The organism is Hathewaya histolytica, assembly GCF_901482605.1.
Taxonomy (GTDB): domain Bacteria; phylum Bacillota; class Clostridia; order Clostridiales; family Clostridiaceae; genus Hathewaya; species Hathewaya histolytica.
In genome coordinates this window covers 1090976-1109972 of record NZ_LR590481.1, presented here as the reverse complement: position 1 = coordinate 1109972, position 18997 = coordinate 1090976, and the positions used below count along the sequence as shown (strand labels likewise).

The 18997-nt window shown below is 28.1% G+C and carries 21 protein-coding genes and 1 tRNA gene; 3 read left to right on the top strand and 19 right to left on the bottom strand.

The window, feature by feature from the left end; genetic code table 11:
* Nucleotides 1–89 precede the first annotated feature (89 nt).
* Nucleotides 90–1862, bottom strand: a complete 1773-nt coding sequence (recJ, locus tag FGL08_RS05235) for a single-stranded-DNA-specific exonuclease RecJ (RefSeq protein WP_138209776.1) — start codon at nt 1860–1862, stop codon at nt 90–92.
* 143 nt (nt 1863–2005) lie between these two features.
* On the opposite strand from recJ, the gene FGL08_RS05230 reads away from it, so the two are divergent.
* Entirely contained in the window at nt 2006–2824 is an 819-nt protein-coding gene (locus FGL08_RS05230) for a TIM barrel protein (protein WP_138209775.1), read from the top strand.
* A 140-nt stretch (nt 2825–2964) separates the two neighbouring features.
* On the opposite strand, the gene FGL08_RS05225 is transcribed toward FGL08_RS05230, so the two are convergent.
* The 12 genes from FGL08_RS05225 to FGL08_RS13665 form a co-directional block, all read right to left on the bottom strand.
* Nucleotides 2965–4245: a M16 family metallopeptidase gene (locus tag FGL08_RS05225; protein ID WP_138209774.1), complete on the bottom strand. Its 1281-nt coding sequence runs from the start codon at nt 4243–4245 to the stop codon at nt 2965–2967.
* A 9-nt stretch (nt 4246–4254) separates the two neighbouring features.
* Nucleotides 4255–5280 (bottom strand): tRNA 2-selenouridine(34) synthase MnmH, encoded by a 1026-nt coding sequence (gene mnmH / locus FGL08_RS05220; protein ID WP_138209773.1) that lies wholly within the window; start codon nt 5278–5280, stop codon nt 4255–4257.
* 133 nt (nt 5281–5413) lie between these two features.
* Nucleotides 5414–5827 (bottom strand): hypothetical protein, encoded by a 414-nt coding sequence (locus tag FGL08_RS05215; RefSeq protein WP_138209772.1) that lies wholly within the window; start codon nt 5825–5827, stop codon nt 5414–5416.
* Between the two features lie 184 nt (nt 5828–6011).
* Nucleotides 6012–6449 carry an endonuclease NucS domain-containing protein gene (locus FGL08_RS05210; protein WP_138209771.1) on the bottom strand — a complete coding sequence of 146 codons (438 nt, stop codon included), beginning with the start codon at nt 6447–6449 and terminating at the stop codon, nt 6012–6014.
* A gap of 198 nt (nt 6450–6647) precedes the next feature.
* A tRNA-Leu gene (locus FGL08_RS05205) sits at nt 6648–6734 on the bottom strand.
* A 66-nt stretch (nt 6735–6800) separates the two neighbouring features.
* On the bottom strand, nt 6801–7376 hold the full coding sequence (locus tag FGL08_RS05200) for a lytic transglycosylase domain-containing protein (protein WP_138209770.1): 576 nt from the start codon (nt 7374–7376) through the stop codon (nt 6801–6803).
* Complete coding sequence (coaE, locus tag FGL08_RS05195; protein ID WP_138209769.1) at nt 7373–7999, bottom strand: dephospho-CoA kinase; 627 nt, start codon at nt 7997–7999, stop codon at nt 7373–7375. Before coaE ends, FGL08_RS05200 begins: the two co-directional genes overlap by 4 nt.
* A gap of 17 nt (nt 8000–8016) precedes the next feature.
* Nucleotides 8017–10671 (bottom strand): DNA polymerase I, encoded by a 2655-nt coding sequence (gene polA, locus FGL08_RS05190; RefSeq protein WP_138209768.1) that lies wholly within the window; start codon nt 10669–10671, stop codon nt 8017–8019.
* Nucleotides 10672–10819: 148 nt separating this feature from the next.
* Complete coding sequence (gene glsA / locus FGL08_RS05185; protein ID WP_138209767.1) at nt 10820–11737, bottom strand: glutaminase A; 918 nt, start codon at nt 11735–11737, stop codon at nt 10820–10822.
* Nucleotides 11738–11879: 142 nt separating this feature from the next.
* Complete coding sequence (locus FGL08_RS13345) at nt 11880–12020, bottom strand: hypothetical protein (RefSeq protein ID WP_171011983.1); 141 nt, start codon at nt 12018–12020, stop codon at nt 11880–11882.
* Between the two features lie 13 nt (nt 12021–12033).
* Nucleotides 12034–12162, bottom strand: coding sequence for a hypothetical protein (locus tag FGL08_RS13670; protein WP_279232941.1), 129 nt, complete (start codon nt 12160–12162; stop codon nt 12034–12036).
* 24 nt (nt 12163–12186) lie between these two features.
* Nucleotides 12187–12321 (bottom strand): CPC_1213 family protein, encoded by a 135-nt coding sequence (locus FGL08_RS13665; protein ID WP_279232940.1) that lies wholly within the window; start codon nt 12319–12321, stop codon nt 12187–12189.
* A gap of 131 nt (nt 12322–12452) precedes the next feature.
* On the opposite strand from FGL08_RS13665, the gene FGL08_RS05180 reads away from it, so the two are divergent.
* Nucleotides 12453–12935 (top strand): DUF4883 family protein, encoded by a 483-nt coding sequence (locus FGL08_RS05180; RefSeq protein ID WP_138209766.1) that lies wholly within the window; start codon nt 12453–12455, stop codon nt 12933–12935.
* A gap of 44 nt (nt 12936–12979) precedes the next feature.
* Here FGL08_RS05180 and folK read toward each other — a convergent pair whose 3' ends face one another.
* The 6 genes from folK to FGL08_RS05150 are packed head-to-tail and all read right to left on the bottom strand — an operon-like array spanning nt 12980 to nt 17959.
* A complete protein-coding gene (folK, locus tag FGL08_RS05175) occupies nt 12980–13798 on the bottom strand; it encodes a 2-amino-4-hydroxy-6-hydroxymethyldihydropteridine diphosphokinase (RefSeq protein WP_138209765.1) in 819 nt (272 codons plus the stop codon).
* Nucleotides 13799–13808: 10 nt separating this feature from the next.
* Nucleotides 13809–14618, bottom strand: coding sequence for a dihydropteroate synthase (gene folP, locus FGL08_RS05170; RefSeq protein WP_138211276.1), 810 nt, complete (start codon nt 14616–14618; stop codon nt 13809–13811).
* 43 nt (nt 14619–14661) lie between these two features.
* Complete coding sequence (gene folE, locus FGL08_RS05165) at nt 14662–15213, bottom strand: GTP cyclohydrolase I FolE (protein ID WP_138209764.1); 552 nt, start codon at nt 15211–15213, stop codon at nt 14662–14664.
* Nucleotides 15214–15227: 14 nt separating this feature from the next.
* On the bottom strand, nt 15228–15995 hold the full coding sequence (locus FGL08_RS05160) for an aminotransferase class IV (RefSeq protein ID WP_138209763.1): 768 nt from the start codon (nt 15993–15995) through the stop codon (nt 15228–15230).
* A gap of 11 nt (nt 15996–16006) precedes the next feature.
* Nucleotides 16007–17362 carry an aminodeoxychorismate synthase component I gene (pabB, locus tag FGL08_RS05155; RefSeq protein ID WP_138209762.1) on the bottom strand — a complete coding sequence of 452 codons (1356 nt, stop codon included), beginning with the start codon at nt 17360–17362 and terminating at the stop codon, nt 16007–16009.
* Complete coding sequence (locus tag FGL08_RS05150) at nt 17363–17959, bottom strand: anthranilate synthase component II (RefSeq protein WP_138209761.1); 597 nt, start codon at nt 17957–17959, stop codon at nt 17363–17365.
* Nucleotides 17960–18128: 169 nt separating this feature from the next.
* On the opposite strand from FGL08_RS05150, the gene FGL08_RS05145 reads away from it, so the two are divergent.
* A complete protein-coding gene (locus tag FGL08_RS05145; RefSeq protein WP_138209760.1) occupies nt 18129–18956 on the top strand; it encodes a PHP domain-containing protein in 828 nt (275 codons plus the stop codon).
* Nucleotides 18957–18997: the final 41 nt, after the last annotated feature.

Below are 18997 nucleotides of genomic sequence, written 5' to 3'. Positions count from 1 at the left end.
TTAAGTTAATAAAATTAATTACTAGATGTAGATAGGTAATTAATAATTTAAAGTAGGATGCATAGCTTATAAGAAGCTATACATCCTACTTATTTTTCTATTCTAAAATCCTTTATTATTAATTGAACGCTTTTCTTTCCTAAAAAGTTATTTATGTCAAGGGAAAAAACAAAATCCATATAAACTCCCCTTACTTCTTGGTTAAGTAAAGATTGTAAAATATCCTCACCATAATTTCTTCTTATGGATTCCATAAAACTATCTATATTATTAAACATTATAGCACTTAAAATATCATACCCGACTTTTAAATTCATTTTTAAAACATTTTTGTTTTTTCCAATTAAACTTAATTTCAGAACTTCTATATTTTTTTCTCCAAATAAGGGTTTGGAATTACCCTTGCCATAAGGTTCTAGAATCTCTAAATAAGCCATGAATTTTGAATTATTAAAGTTTCTTGGTAATGTACTGTCTAATTTAACCTTAGGCATAATATCATTTTCCTCTAAACTACAATTGGCATTGAGGGTTTCTCTTAATTTATCTATGTTCTCTTCCTCTATAGATAATCCGGCAGCCATAGGATGGCCTCCAAATTTATGAAGCAAATCTTTACACTTAAAAAGTTCTTCAAACATATTATATTCCTCAATAGACCTTGCTGACCCTTTCGGCATTTCTTTTCCATCAGTTAAAACTATTGTAGGAAGATTAAAATGTTCCTTTACCCTTCCTGCAACTATTCCCGCAATACTCTCATGAACTTCTTTTCTATATATAACAATCACTTTATCTGTAGAGTCAGTTTTTAAGTTTAATTCCTTTATTATAGCTTCTACATTTTCACTTGTCATATCTTTTCTTTTTTTATTTAACTCATATAGATTATTTGCCAAATATTCGGCTTTTTTCTCATCTTCACATAAGAACAATTCTATGGCTAAAGCAGCAGTTTCTAATCTTCCTGTTGCATTTATACAAGGCCCTATTTGAAACCCTATATTATATGCTTTAACTTCTTTATCTAAAATACCTATTGATTTTAAAAGAGCTTTAAGTCCTATACTTTCAGTTTTATTTATTAATTTCAAACCTTCTTTTACAATAATTCTATTCTCATCAATCAGATCTACTACATCACAGACTGATGCTATAGCAGCATACTGCAAAAGCTCATAGGTTTCATTATTATTTATATTAAAAAGTCTATATAGTGCTTGAATGAATTTGTAAGATATGGTAGCTCCACATAATAGCTTAAAAGGATATTCACAATCCCTGCGATTAGGATTTATAACTGCATGAGCATTGGGAAGAATATATTCTTTTTCCCCATTCTCCAATTGATTGAACGGTGGTTGATGATGATCTGTAACCACAACTTCCATTCCAAGTCCAACAGCATACTTTACTTCCTCTAAAGCAGAAATACCATTATCACAAGTTATTATAACTTCTACGCCTTCATCTTTAAGCTTTTTAATCCTTTCTATGCTCATACCATACCCTTCGTCTTCTCTATCAGGCACGTGATACTTAACCTTAGCGCCACAGCGTTTAAGACCCTTATATAAAATCACAGTACTACTAACACCATCTACATCGTAATCCCCATATACAGCTATACATCTCTCCCTTTCTATAGCATTTTTAATAATACTTATACCCTTTTCCATGTCTTTCATTAAGTAAGGCTCATAAAGACTATCTAAATCACCTTTAAAAAACTTTAAAATATCTTTTTCATCCTTTATTCCTCGATTAATTAATATCTTTATAAATAATGGATCTATACCTGTTCGTTTTACAAGGGGCGTAAGATCTCCATTTATTTTCTTTATAGTCCATATACTCTGCACATTATCACCTATTCCTAATTAGTCATAATTATTATATAATATTAAATTCAAATTATAAATACTATTTATGGCAATATTTCTTTACTATGATATAATAAAAATATAATATATTTATTATATCATAGTAGAAATGGAGTGATTTAATGGAAAATTTATTATTTGGTATTTCAGGACTTCCCATTGGAGATGGAAAAACTAAATTTACATATAAAACAGGTATAAGTTACTTAAAATCTATAGGTCTAGATGCTATGGAACTCCCATTTATACGTTCTATAAATATAACAGATAAAAATAAGGATGGTGTACTAGAATCTAAGGAGAATAATAAACTTTATCTTTCTGCTCATGGATCTTACTTTATAAATCTTAATTCAGATGAAGAGGAAAAAATAGATAAATCTATTGAAAGAATTATAAATGGTGCAGAAGCCTTAAAAAAAGTTAAGGGGAGAAGTTTAATATTCCATCCAGGATATTATTTAAAAGATTCAGCGGAGGAAACTTTTAATACTATAAAAGATAATCTAAAAAGACTTCCTGATTTAGGTGTTACATATAGACTTGAAACTACAGGAAAACCTACTCAATTTGGTTCTCTAGAAGAATTAGTTGAAATATGCAAAGAGGTTAAAACTTGTGGACTTTGCATAGATTTTTCGCATATACACGCTAGATATAATGGTTGCCTAAAAACTTACGATGATTTTAAAAATATACTACAACATATAAAGGATAACCTAGGAAGTGAAGCTCTATCTGACCTTCATATGCATATATCTGGTATAAATTATGGGGAAAAGGGAGAAAAAAATCACCTTCCACTACTAGAAAGTGATTTTAAATACATGGAATGTATGAAAGCTTTGAAAGATTTTAATGTAAAAGGATGTATAATATGTGAAAGCCCAATCTTAGAAAAAGATGCCCTTCTTTTAAAAGAATATTATATGTCTTTATAAAAGATTAAATTAATCTACACATTGAATAAACACTGCATATAAATTACATATATTACTCTTAATTATAAAAATCACTATTAGATTTTCTATAGTAAATCTAATAGTGATTTAATTAAATACTATATATAAATAAGTAATATCTATGCTAATATTTGAATAGTGTCATTTTGAAAAACTTTATTTATAACCTTTAGTATCATATCCTCATCTATTTCTTTTAGATTTCTAAGTTCTAAATATAAAGGTGAATTATAAGAATTCTCTAATATATATTCCCTATCTATAAGTTTTTCTCCACATTCTCCATACATTATTTCATACACACTTAAGCTAACACTTTGTTGTATAGACTTTTCTAATGCTATAGCTCTTTTAAGTTCTAATGATTTAATTAATGTATCAACTTTTTCTTTCGTAAAGAATCCTTTGTTTTGTTTTATCTCTTCAATTTTATTTTTTATAATGCTAATTGATTGCATTGTCTTACTTTTGGAGGTACCTAAAAAAATCTTATATACCTTTATACCCTTTTCATTCTTTATAGTAGTTCCTACTTCGTAAGCAAGAGCATTTTTAGTTCTAATCTCATCGTATAAAATTCCACTGGTCCCTTCTCCAAAAGCTACATTAAATATTCTAAGTGCCTTTACCTCATCATCAGATAAACTATCTATAGGAAACAAAATCTGTACTTTCGCTCCCTCTAACCCATCTATATTCTTAACATATATCCCTTCATTGTTATTTTCATATATGTTCTTTTCTTCTATACATTTGCTCTTTTCTTCCAAAACATTATACCAATTACCATATATGCTATTTATTATGTCAAATACTCTTTCAAATTCTAAAGAAGATACTACGGATATAACGCAATTATCCGCCCTATAAAATTTATTATAAAAGTCCTTTACTTGATTTAAAGTTATAGTTTTTAAGATATCTTCTTTTCCTATAATACGTTCTTTAATTCTTCTTCTATCAAAAGAATTATATAAAAGTTCATCTTCACAAAATTGATGTGTATCCTCTTTCCATTCTTTAAGCTCTTCACAAATAACATCTATTTCTTCTTTAAATCCCTTATTTGGAAAGGTGGGGTTTAAAATTATATCTGAATAAAGTTCAAATCCTTCTGCAAAATCCTGTGATAATAATGTTCCATAATAAACTACATAAGGATAATTTGTCATGGCATTGTTAAACCCAAATAATTCATCTAATTTTTTGTTAATTTCCTCTTCTGTATAATTTTTAGTTCCTTTATAAACCATATGCTCTGCTACATGCGCTATACCATACTCTTTTTCATTGATTTCTACATTTGCTCCTGCTTCAAAAGATACAGCAAAAGATGTTAAATTATTTTCTACATGTTTATAAATAAATCTTAGGCCATTTTTAAAAATAACCCTCTTCATAGAATCACCCTACTTAAAATTATTTTTATAGAAATTATATATTTGAGTGGATGCATCTTCTATACTTTTTACTTCTAATTCTAGACTATAATCATAATTATTAGACGTATGTGTATACATAGGATCATAATATTTTTCCATTAGTTCTCCTACTACATCATGATAATTTCCATTCTCTATTAAATATTTATACCTATTTATATTTTCTTTTGATATATATCTTTCTAATTTCTCTAAACATTGAAGTATTTCTTCTTTAGCATTGCTCTCTTTTAAATATTCTTCTAAAATCACATTTATTCTAAATTCTAAAGAGGCATCTACAAATATATGTTTTCCTAACTTCATTTTATCATGAATATAATCAGGTATAAATACATTTCCTATTCTTCTACTTTCTGCTTCTACAAAAACAAATTTACTGTTGATATTTTTTAACGAATCATATACATTAGACTCGAATTGTTTTTGCGTTTCTATTCTGGAAAGACCAACTCCACCTAAAATTGAACCTCTATGATTGGCACATCCCTCAAGATCTAATATATCACACCCTAAACTATGTAAAAATTTAAGAATTTTAGTTTTACCTACTCCTGTATTCCCATGTAGAACAATATAATTAATATTCTCATTTAATTTCGGGAGTTCTTCAATAATATATTTTCTATAAGCCTTATATCCACCTTGAACTTTATATACTTTAAGTCCTAAAGCCCCCAACATGGATGCTAGTATGCCACTTCTCATACCACCTCTCGCACAGTAAAATACAAGTCTCTTATTGCTTTTCTGAAGTTTTAATACTTCCTCAAATATCATTGATAGCTTTTTTGAACCTATATTAACGCCTTCTATTTTTGCTTTTTCTACGTCCTCTTTGTATAAAGTACCTACTATTTTTCGTTCTTCATTATCAAGTATAGGAATATTTAAAGCACCATTAATTTTATACTCTTCGTATTCTTTAGGACTTCTAACATCTATAAGTAAATCTCCTTCTTTAATATCACTATATTCTATTAATTGAAGCATTTTACCTCCTCCAAACTATTTGTTATATCTATAGTATTTTATATATCAATAGTTAAATATAATAGCATAAAAAAATAGAAATTGCAAAGTTACTACTAACCTTGCAATTTCTATTTTTATTAAACCAGTTCTATTATTTATTGTTTTTCTTATCCTCTCTAAACTCCCTAAACTCCTGTTTAGATGGAAGCATAGCTACACTAATACGTATTAAATATCTGATACTTATATCATCTATAGGACTTTCAAAACCAGCCTCTTTTACAAGCTCATATACTAATTTAACTGCCTCATCTTCTTTTTTATCATTAGGTTCATTAAAATATTCTATCTCTATATATTTAACAACTTCACCAATTATTTTTAATATGGTTTTTATATTACTTCTATTACATTCATCACTTTTTAAAGTATTTAATATAGAATAGTTAAATCCAAAATAGTCATTATGAAGTTCAATACTTTTATCTTTAATTAAATAAAAAACATATCCAATACCAATAACTAGAAATATAATTAGCATATATTGAAGTAAAATCGCTCTCAAAATATCACTCCTAATTACTTCTTATATAATCTTTATATGCTAATATATACAATTTAGCTACAATAAATAAGGTATTTAAGATGTGATTTAATAAGTGAGTGAAATTTTATTAAATATTAGATAGATATTACTAATTTATCTAATAAAACTTAAAATAATATAATATCTAAAATTTAATACTTTTTTAATTAATTTCTGCCGGTCCTATATTAAAATCTAACTTATATTGGAATAAGTTCACGTTCTCTACCTGAGTTACTGCATACTTTAAATTTTTATCAAACTCTTTAGCAACTATAATCCCTAAAACTTTTTTTTCTTTAGCTAATTCATTTTTAACCCATCCCATATACTTTAAAGTTTGACCTATAGTTCCTTCATTTGCTTTGTTTAATCTTATATGAAATACTACAAAATGTTCTTCTTCATCTGTAGCCAACACATCTATAACTCCAACATCTGTATTTAAAGCTATTCCACTTTCTCCATTTTCACCTTCATATAGTTTAAGTGCTTTCCCTGCTATATTAATAGTATCCAAATTTTCTACTATAAAATCTCTTAGATAGTTGTCCAAAGTTAATAAATTCTCTTTATTTCTTATCTTTTTATTGTTTTTCATATTTATTCACTCCTTAAAGTTATATATTAAAACAAATCTTTCACATATATGTACACCATTCATTGACTTATATATATTTTAGCATACTTTTTAATTAATAAATATGTATAATTAAAAAAATCATAGAAAAGTTATTCTAAAAAACTTTATATATAACTTAAAAAGACATTAAAATTATAAATTAATTTTAATGTCTTTTGGTGCAGATGATGGGACTTGAACCCATACGAAGATACCTTCACTACCCCCTCAAGATAGCGCGTCTGCCGATTCCGCCACATCTGCATAATAAAAAAACAAGTTATTATCTACTTTAATTATAATAACTTATTTTTTTATGCTATGTCAATATTATTTTTTTTCTTGTTCTAAATTTGTATATATTTTTTTATACATTTCATAGTTTACTTTTATCTTTTTAACATACTCATCAGTCTCTTTAAAAGGTATAACTTCCAAATTCTTTCCATCTCTAGAATATTGAGAGTTTTTAAGCCACTTACTAACATTTCCTCTTCCGCCATTATAAGCTGCTAAATATACCATTTGATTGCCATTAAACTCTTTACTAAGATTATCTAAATACCAGCATCCCATTTTAATATTTGTCTGGGGATCATATAAATCGCTTTCTTCAAAAGACTTAATACCCATTTTAGTTGATATCCATTTTCCTGTAGATGGTGTTATTTGCATTAGTCCCCTAGCATCTTGAGAAGAAACAGCATCTGGTTTAAAAGAACTTTCAGTTTTTATTACTGCAAGTACAAGATATGGATCTAAATCATACTTCTTAGAATTCTCAAGTACACTACCTAAATATGTAATAGGATATAAATTCTTTTGAATTTGTTTTTTATTTATGTATATAGCCGCAGTTATAAGAGATATTATTATAATTGTTATTATAAATACTTTTTTCTTCATAAATTACCTATACCTTTCCTTTCATTAGAGCTTTGTTTAATATCCTTTAACACTTCATCTACTTCCCTAAGCGTCTCATCCAAAGCTTTATTATTGTTTATAATATACTGCACCTTTTTCTTCTTCTTTTTTAAAGGTAACTGAGAATTTATCCTCTCCAAAGTTTCCTTATAAGTTAACTTATCCCTTTTCATCACTCTATTTATTTGGATTTTTAAGTCCACATATACTAATATGTTCATATCCATTTTCTTATGAAGATTATTCTCTATTAGTGTAGGGGCATCTAGTATACATATGTCTTTCCCCTTTAACTCTTCTTCTTTAAATCTTTTAAATATCTCTCTTTTTATATAAGGAATTACTATTCTCTCTAGTTTATTTCTTCTTTTCTTAAATTTAAATATAAAATTACCTAAATCTCGTCTTTTTAGATTGTTATCTTTATCAAAAAATCTTTCTCCGAAAGCAAGTTTAATCTCATCCTTCAATTGTGGATAAATATCATATATTTCTCTACTTATCTTATCCGCATCTATAATGGGTATTTCTTTTTTTAAAAGATAGGAAGAGATAGTGGTCTTACCACTTCCTATCCCTCCTGTTAAACCTATTTTAATCATATTACCACCCTAAACTTCTACTTAGATTCATACCAGTTATTGCCTACATTGATATCAACTTCTAAAGGAACACTAAGCTTTATAGCATCTTCCATATTATTTTTTACTATAGATTTAACTTCCTCTAATTCGCTTTCATCTACATTTACAATAAGTTCATCATGAACCTGTAATATTAATTTTGATTTTAAGTTTCTATTTTTTAACTCATTATAAACTTTAACCATGGCAAGTTTTATAATATCCGCTGCACTTCCTTGTATTGGTGTGTTCATAGCAAGTCTTTCCCCTAAAGATACTATCATTTTCTTTGATGAACCAATTTCAGGTATAAATCTCCTTCTATTTAAGATAGTCCTAACCATTAAATTTTCTTTTGCCTCGTATATTGAATTATCTAAATAATGTTTAACTTTTGGATATCTATCAAAATAAGTATCAATGTATGTCCTTGCTTCTTTTCTACTTATGTTAAGATCCTTTGCCAAACTAAAATCACCAATACCATATACTATACCAAAATTAACTGCCTTTGCATTACTTCTCATAATAGGTGTAACTTCTTCAATAGGGACTTTAAATACTTCTGAAGCTGTTTTCCTGTGAATATCACTATGATTTTTAAAAGCTTCAATTAACTTTTCATCACTAGAAATATGAGCCAATACACGAAGTTCTATTTGTGAGTAATCTGCAGACAAAATTAAGTTCCCATCTTCCTCTGGAATAAATACCTTTCTTATCTCTCTACCCATAGCATACTTTATGGGTATATTCTGTAGATTCGGCTCTGTACTAGATAACCTTCCTGTAGTTGTTATAGTTTGGTTAAAATTAGAATGGATTTTTCCATCTTCATCAATAACATTTCTAAGTCCTTCTACATATGTTGAATAAAGTTTGGTTAATTGCCTGTGATAGATTATTTTTTCTATAATTTCATGTTTATCTTTTAGTGCTTCTAAAACTTCTGCATTAGTAGAATACCCTGTCTTTGTCTTCTTAATTGCAGGTAGGTCTAATTTTTCAAAGAGTATTTTCCCTAGCTGTTTTGGAGACTTTATATTAAATTTCTCTCCTGAAAGAGAAAATATTTCTTCCTCAACTAAAATTATCTCTTTCGTAAATTTATCTCCTAACTCATTAAGGATTTCTTTATCTACCCTAAATCCGTCAAATTCCATAGAGGATATAACAAAAGTTAAAGGAATTTCTACCTCATAGAAAAGTTCTTTCATATCTAACTCTAATATTCTTTCTTTAAAAACATTATAAAGTTCTTTTAAATAAACTATCTTGAATAATTCCTCTTGTTCTTCAAAGTTTACATGAAATAAACTTTCTTGTAAAGATTTAAGTTCGTATCCTTTTTTACCTGGGTCTATTAAATAGGCTGCTATTTCTGTATCAAAATCCACTGTTTTAGGATCAAGATTGTTTTTTCTTATAAATGTATAGAAACTTTTAACACCATGTCCAATAAGTTTAACTTTATCAGAACATAATACTTTTAAAAGATCTTTAGCTTTTTCTCCGGCTTCCTCTTTTATATCCTTATAATTAATACTATATATGTTATTGCCATTAAGTATTGTTACACTTGTCATTTCCATCTTAGATAGTATGTTTTCATTTTCCATACTATATATGAAATAAACTTCCCCAGATAAATTTAAAGAATCTAAATCTTTATATGTATCTATGAGTTTAATATTATATTTTGTTAAATCTAAAAGTTCTCTATGCTTATTTCCACTCTCTTCTTGTTTCTCTGATTGCTCAGATTGCATAGGTATATCTGAAATTTCAGGAAGCTTTTTTATTAATGACTTAAACTGAAGCCTAGAAAACAACTCTTCTATTCCCTTAAGATCTAAATCTGATTTTGATCTTATTTCATCTAAATTTATTTCTATTGGAACACTGGTTATTATAGTTGCCAGTCTTTTGCTTAAAATAGCTTGCTCTCTATATTCCATTAAGTTTTCTTTAACTTTTTTACCACTGATATTTTCTATATTTAATAATAAATTTTCTATGGATTTATACTCTTTTATAAGCTTATACGCGGTCTTCTCTCCTATTCCAGGAACACCTTTAATATTATCTGACTTATCTCCCATAAGTCCCTTTACATCTATGAATTCTTTTGGAGTAACCCCCATGTCTTTTATAATTCTTTCCCTATCATATACCTCAATTTCACTGATACCTTTTTTATTTATAACTATTTTAACATTATCTGTAGCTAATTGGAGTGCATCCCTGTCTCCTGTAACTATGTATACTTCCATATTATTCTCTTCTGCATATACAGAAAGAGTTCCAATTAAGTCATCAGCCTCATATCCATCTATTTCAAATATATTTACAGCATATTTTTGCAGAAATTCTCTTAAAAATGGGGTTTGTTCCCTTAATTCCTCAGGCATCTTTTTTCTTCCAGCCTTATATTCATCATATTCCTTATGTCTAAAAGTAGGGGCTTTTTTATCAAAAGTAGCAACTATATGGTCTGGCTTAAACTCACTCTTTATTTTAAGTAACATATTTATAAATCCATATATAGCATTAGTATGTAAACCTTCTGAATTGGTAAGATCGGGCATTGCAAAAAAAGCTCTATACATTAAACTGTTTCCATCTAAAACAACTAATTTTTCTCTATCCAAGGCACTCTTCCTTTCTTTAGATATATATAACTATTATATAGTATTACCTTTAATCCTTCAAATATATTAAATTCGATTGATTTACTAAATTTATACTGATTATATAAAATTAAAAGCTGTCTTTAAAAATTAAAGACAGCTGGGTATTTTAAAAAATACTTAAGTCAAACTCTTTAGATAAATCCTCTAAAACCTTTATACCACCTATACTATTTCCTTTTTGATCAAGTGATGGTCCTACAACACCTATTCCCATGCGTCTAGGCACTGTTGCAAGTATTCCACCCCCAACTCCGCTTTTTGCAGGTATTCCTATATGTACTGCAAAGTTGCCCGATTCATCATACATACCACAAGTAACCATTATGGTTTTTATTATTCTTGCAACTTCTCTAGATATAACTCTTTCATTGTTCCAAGGCATTACTCCCGCATTTGCTAACGTTGCGGCAATTCTAGATATGTCTCTACAAGTTACTTCAAGAGAGCATTGTTTAAAATATACATCTAATATATCTTCTACATCCCCCTCCATAGATCCAGTACTTTTCATATAATACGCTAAGGCTCTATTTCTATCTCCTGTGGCCTTTTCAGATCTATATACTTCTTCATTAATATTTATATCTTCATTTCCTGTAATTTTTTTTGTGAATTTTAATATTCTCTGAAACTTTTCTTCTGCTGAATTCCCTGAAATCAAAGATACAACCTCAATAGCTCCTGCATTTATCATAGGGTTTAATGGTTTGTTATGGTTATGCATTTCAAGATTTGTTATGGAGTTAAATCCTGTTTCTGTAGGTTCCATTCCTACCTTAGAAAATACATAGTCCTTTCCATTATCACATATAGCTAACATTAGTGTTATAACCTTAGACATGCTTTGTATTGTAAATTTTGTTTCAAAATCTCCTGCAAAAAATTCCTCTCCATCTAATGTAGTTACACAAATTCCCAAAGCATCTGGATTCGCTTTTGTAAGCTCAGGAATATATGATGCTACTGTCCCCTTTTTAGTCCACTTTTTATTGTTAGATATAATAGTATCAAGTATTCTTTGCATGTTAACCCACCCTTTTTATAATTTAAATCATTTAATTTCATTATAAACTTTAATAAGTATAGTGTAAACATACTATATACTAACATAGGACATATTATTTAACTAATATGCCCTATAACAAAACAAGCTATATTTATAAAAACTATTCTATTTCTTCTCCTTCAAAATTCTCATAAGTTGGAGGTAATTTTTTATTTCCTTTTTTATCTTTTGAGCTATTTGGCTTATTTACTTCTACATGCTTACTACTAGCTCTATTTTTTTTGAATGCACTCTCTTTCATAAGTTCCACCTCTTTACTCCTCGCCTCTAATAAGCCCCTTAGATTTATGTTTTTGCATTTGATTGTCTTCTATAATCAAAGGTTTATCACTTCTTATTTTAGCTTTTTTAGCCTTTCTAGTTTCTTCTTTATTGTATGGCATATATATCACCTATCTCTAATTATTTTAATCATTACTTTCTGATTCTATATTTCCAAATACAGTTCTAGCACTTTCTTTTCTTCCATGTTTTATATTTTTCTTTTTAAATTTCCCATCCTCATTTTTATTTTGCTTTGTATTCCTTAACTTATTATCCATATTTCAAACTCCCCTTTCAAAATATAGCTTATCCTATATTGCTTATTTATATCCGATATAATTTTTAGTAATAATACTATTTTTTTATTCATAACTTTAAATATAGAATTTTATTATTAGGAGTGAATACTATGAAAAAATATAAAAGCCTCCTTATTTTAATACTGTGTTTTTCCCTTTTTTTAAGTGGATGCTATATAAAAATAGATACTTCAAAATTTAAAAAGAAAAAACCCTCAAAATCCTATTATACAAATGAAATGCTAAATTGTTTTAAAGCAGAGGATCCAACTGAAATAAATATCCTATATTTAAACTTTTATAAGGGTAAAAGATTAGAAGAAGGTGAAATTCTTACTACTAGGAAATTTTTTAAATATCTAAAACCTGAAAATTATATATATAAACCTAAAGACCTTCCTCAAAATCCAGAGTATAAGATTTTCATAACTTTCTCAGAAAGAAAATTTGTTATAGATGTTTATAATGAAAATTATATTTCACTATATCCTTGGGATGGGGATTATGAGAAAGACTATATATATATGAAAGATACATATACTTCATATAATTTATTTAATCTTTGTAAATATATAGTTCCAAATACAAAATAAAAAGCTAAAGCAGGAAGTGAGTTTTTCCTTACTTTAGCTTTTTTCTAATTTTTTTCAAGTTCTTCTTTGATTTCAAAAATCCTTTTATTTAAAAGAGGGTGCAATGCATAGGGAGCAATTTCATACAAGGGTTCTATAACAAATAATCTCATATGCATTCTTGGATGAGGAACTACAGCTTCTTCCTTAGATAGTACTATATCTTCATACAGTATTAAATCTAAGTCTAGAGTTCTAGGTCCCCATTTTATAATTCTTTCCCTTTTTAATTCTTTTTCTACAGAAAGTAGATACTCTATAAATTCTACAGGCTGAAGAGTAGTTTCAACTTCCATAGCACCATTTAAAAATGTATCCTGTTCAACATATCCAACAGGTTCCGTACTATAAAAACTTGATACTTTTAGAACTTTAGTATGATTAGATTTTTTAATAATATCTATTGCTGTTCTTATATTTTCTTCCTTGTTTCCCATATTTGAACCCATAGCTACATATGCCTTTGCCCTTTTTCGTTCTATTTCAACAGCGGCATATTTAAGTGGTTTTCCTATAGGTGCCCAAGGTTTTTTGACTTTAACCTTAATAATTTTTATTTCTGCATATTTATTTAAAAGATACTGAGTTATATGTTCTGCAGCCTTCTCTATTAAATCAAACTTTTCTTTTTTAAATTCTCTCTCTACATCTTCACAAAGAATTCCATAATGTATAGTCTCATTTAAATCATCATTTTTAGTAGCTTTATTAAAATCTAGATCTACCTCCAAAGATATTACAAACTTTTGTCCTAAGACCTTTTCTTCCTGAAAATATCCATGATGTGCAAATACTTCTAAACCTTTAACTATAATTTTGTCCATATACTTTCTCCTATCTTCCTAAAATGGCATCAGTCATTTTAGCTGCTCTATAATTTTCACAAACATCATGAACTCTTATAAAATCACAGCCCTTCATAACACCAAGTACAGTAGTTGCAATTGTCCCCTCTACTCTTTCAGATGTTTCAAGGTCTAAAGCTTTTCCTATAACAGACTTTCTTGAGGTACCCAGTAATACGGGATATGGAAATTCCTTTTTAAGTATTTCTAGGTTATTTAAAAATAATAAATTTTGCTCTAAAGTTTTGGCAAATCCAATACCAGGATCTAAAATTATATTTTCCTCTTTAACACCAGCTTTTATGGCAATTTCCACAGACTGCCTCAAGTCTTCTATTACATCCTCTAAAAAGTTATTATAATTCATATTTTCCCTATTATGCATTAAGCAACAAGGTACTTTATAATATGCAGCTACTTCCTTAATCTTAGGATCCTTTTTAAATCCCCAAACATCATTAATAAGATTGGCACCAGATTCTAGTGCAAGTTCAGCTACTCTTCCCTTGTATGTATCTATAGATATAGGAATATCTAATTCTTTTCTAATAGCCTTAATTATAGGCACTATTCTCCTTACCTCTTCCTCTTCACCCACTGGTGTATGATTTGGTCTTGTAGATTCTCCTCCAATATCAATAATAGTAGCCCCTTTTTTAACCATCTCTTTAGCATGGTCAACAGCCATTTCTATACTATTAAATTTACCACCATCAGAAAAAGAATCTGGAGTTACATTTAAAATCCCCATAATATATGTTTCTTTTCCTATATAGAACTTTTTATTTCCTATTGTTATTTCTCTTTTCAATAAAATCACCTTCAAATAATATTTATAAAATTTATTTTATTAAAGTCAATATATGATTTTGCATATTTATATCTTTTTCTAGGGAACCTTTAACAAACATACTTACAGTTTTACTTCCTGGTTTTTTTATTCCTCTCATACTCATACATAAGTGTTCTGCTTCTACAACTACCATAACTCCCTTACAATCTAAATTATCTAATAGAGCATTGCCTATTTGCTCAGTTAATCTTTCTTGTAATTGGGGTCTTCTTGCGAAAACTTCTACAGTCCTAGCAAGCTTACTTAATCCAACTACCTTTCCATTTGGTATATATGCTATATGTGCTTTACCAAAGAAAGGTAAAAAATGATGTTCACACATAGAATAGAAATGAATATCTTTTTCTATAACTAAATTATCATTATCTACTGTAAATGTTTTACTTAGGTGATCTTTAGGATCTTCGTTTAGTCCCTTAAATATTTCTTCATACATTTTACTTATTCTAAGAGGTGTGTCCTTTAGCCCCTCTCTATTTGCATCTTCTCCTACAGCATCTATTATAACTTTTACAGCCTCTTGAATTTTAATTTTATCCATTATAAAACACTCCTTTAAAGTCCTAAAGATTTCATATATATTTCTCTGATTTTGTCTATTTCATTATTTTTAATAATAAATTTTTTATCTATAGTATTAATCCTAATAACTCCCAAGAGACTATTGGTTAAAAAGGCCCCCTCTGAATTATAAATATCCTCTAATACATATTCCCCTTCTTCTACTATATAAATATCTTTTAGAATATCAATAATATAACGCCTTACAATTCCAGGCAATATTCCACACTGCATCTTTGGTGTACATAATTTATTATTCTTTATAAAAAACAAATTAGTTGTAGCTCCCTCTGCTATTTTTCCTGCAGTATTTAAAAACAAAACTTCATCATATCCATTTTCTTTAGATGATTTCTTTTCTATAAGATTATCATAGTAATTTAAACTTTTAATATAGGTAGTATGGGAATAAGGATTTCTTTTAAGATTACTAATGTTTACATCGAAACCATTTCTATAATTCTCTTCTTTATAGAGAATTTTTCTATCTGTTATTATAATATTAGTCTCAGAAACTGCTATTTTTAAGGCACAATCACTATAATGTCCCTTTGAAATCATTTTAAGGACGTATTCTTCTGTTATACATTTATCTATAAAAAGTTTTTTAAGAGATCCATTAAGCCTTGTTAAATGTTCCTTTAATAAAATTGGAATAGTACCTTTAAGAAGTATGGTTTCAAATACACCATAACCAAAGAAAAATCCATTATCTAAATTTATTATAGATTCATTTTGCACTTTTCCATTTATAATATACATAGTTATCACTCCTAGCTTAGAGCTTGCATTATAGCTTTTGCCTTATGAAGAGTCTCCTCAAATTCAAAGTCCTTATCTGATTCATAGGTTATGCCCCCACCTACTCCAAAATAGGCAACATTATCCTTATATAAAATTGTTCTAATTACAATATTAAAATCAGCATTTCCATCAAATCCAATATATCCTATAGAACCTGTATATATATTCCTTTTTAGCCCCTCTAACTCCTCTATAATTTCCATAGACCTAATTTTAGGAGCACCGGTAATTGAACCGCCTGGAAAAGTAGCATTAATACAATCTACAGCATCCTTGTCTTCTTTTATTTCTCCTTTAATTGTAGAGACTAAATGAAAAACTGTACTATATTCTTCTATATCAAATAATTGTGTAACCTTAATACTTTTCTCTTTACATATTTTGCTTAAATCATTTCTTTCAAGGTCCACAATCATTAAAAGTTCAGATTTATCTTTTTCACTATTCATAAGCTCTAACTTATTTTTATCATCTTCAGCTCTGTCTCTTCCTCTAGGTCTTGTACCCTTTATAGGTCTAGTTTCTATAAATCTATCCTTGATTCTTATAAACCTTTCTGGTGATGAGCTTATAATCTTAAAGTCTTCATAATTTAGATAAGCTGAAAAGGGTGCAGGACTCAACTTCCTTAATTTTCGATAAATCTCATAGGGATAATCTTCAACCTTTTTCGAAAATCTTTGAGTTAAATTAGTTATATAAATATCTCCCTCTTCTATATATGCCCTTACCTTTTCTACAGTTTTTATATATTCATCCTGTGAAAAATTAGACTCAAACTCTTTTAAATTATAATCATAATTTATATTAACACTAAAATCTTCTATATTATAATTCTTTATGGCCTTACAAATATTTCCTATGCTCTCTTCCTCTTCTTTTAATACTCCAAGCGCTGAAATATACATTTTCTTATTTTTATGATCAGAAATTATTATATTATCATAAAAATTAAACATGAAAAGAGGAACTTCTACATCTTCTATAGCAGTACTTTCAAATTTCTCTAAAGTTCTTCCGAAATCGTAAGAAAAGTATCCTATACCACCAGATAAAAAAGGAAGCTCTGTTTCATTATTTATTTTATATTTCTTAGTTATATTCTTTAAAAGTGTAAATATATCCTCTTTACTCTCCTCGTTATTCACTAAGATAGCATCTTTTTTTCCTATAATTTTTATAAAAGGATTTAACCCTATAAAGGAATATTCAGAGAGACTTGAGTCTTGAAGTGAACTATCTAAGAAAGCACTTCCCTCCTCTTCTTTAAAAATACTATATATTTCGTATAGGGTGTGACTGGTAGTTATTTCTTTAAGTATCACTTAGTTATCCCCCTTATTCCTAATATATTCTTTGCTCTCTTCAATAAAATTTTTTAACATATTATGACCAAGTTCTGTTAAAAGGGCCTCTGGATGAAATTGAACACCCTCTATAAAATATTCCTTATGTCTAATACCCATAACAACTCCGTCCTCTGTCATTGCTGTAATTATAAAGTCATTATTTATGCTCTCTTTATCTACTATAAGAGAATGATATCGAGTGACTTTTAAAGGTGATTTTAAATTTTTAAAAACCCCTATGCCCTTATGAGTAATTGATGATACCTTACCATGAACAGGATATTCCCCTTTTATTATCCTACCTCCAAAGTTATATGCTATACTCTGATGCCCTAAGCATACGCCTAGTATTGGAATATCTCCCTTAAACCTATTTATTATAGCTAGAGAATTCCCAGACTTTGAAGGCTCTTTTGGACCTGGAGAAATTATTATTCCTTCTGGATTTATATCTTCTATTGTTTTTATGTCTATTTCATCATTTCTATATATTTGAATTTCTTCTCCCAATTCCTTAAAATACATAACTAAGTTATGGACAAAAGAATCATAATTATCAACTATTAAGTACATTGTATCCCCCTATATTTAATCACGAAAAGTTTTACTAATTAATAATTTTAATTTATATATGATATAATAAATTATGTCACATTATGTTTTAAATTACAACCTATGTCACATTATAAGTATTTTTATTTTCAATACTAAATTTTAGACTTATTTAAAAGAGGTGTTTATAATGATTAGAGCGGATTTACACATGCATACTACTGCCTCTGATGGTGCATTAGAGGTTGAGAAATTAATAAAAAAAGCAAAAAAATCTCGCCTTGATATAATTAGCATTACTGACCATGATACAGTAAATTCTGTAAAAACAGCACTATCTCTTCAGTCAAAATACAATATAAAAGTAATACCGGGAATTGAACTTACTACTAAATTTAACAATGAGAGTATTCACCTTTTAGGATACTTTAAAGATGATTCTTTTTTAGATAATGACTTCTTATATTTCTTAGAATATATAAAGCAAGAAAGATATGAAAGAGGAAAAAAAATTGTAGAGGGATTAAAAGTACATTTTAATATAGATATAAATTTTGATAACCTTATAAAAAACTCAAAGGGTACCCTTGCAAGACCCCATATAGCAAAAGCAATACAAGACTTAGGTTATGATAAGAATTTCTCTCGTATATTTGATTTGTATTTAAGCAAGGAGAGTCCAGCATATGTTCCTAATAACAGTGTATCTTTAGAGAAAGGATTAAAAATTCTAAAAAAATATAATGCCTTAAGAATTTTAGCTCATCCTGTCCTAATAAAGAAAACTCCTTTAAATTCCTTCTTATCTCTTGACATAGAGGGAATTGAAGCTGACTATCCATTAAATAAAGGTGGTGATTTAGAGCTGTATATTGATATATGCAGGGAAAATAATTTAATTTATACTGCTGGTTCAGACTATCATGGCATAGACGGTGATAAAAAACATGGTGATTTAGGTCAGTGTACCTTAAATTCTGAACCTTTAGATAGATTCCTTCAAGCGTTAAATATATAATATATTATATATAAATAAAACAAAAATACAAAAGACCTTCT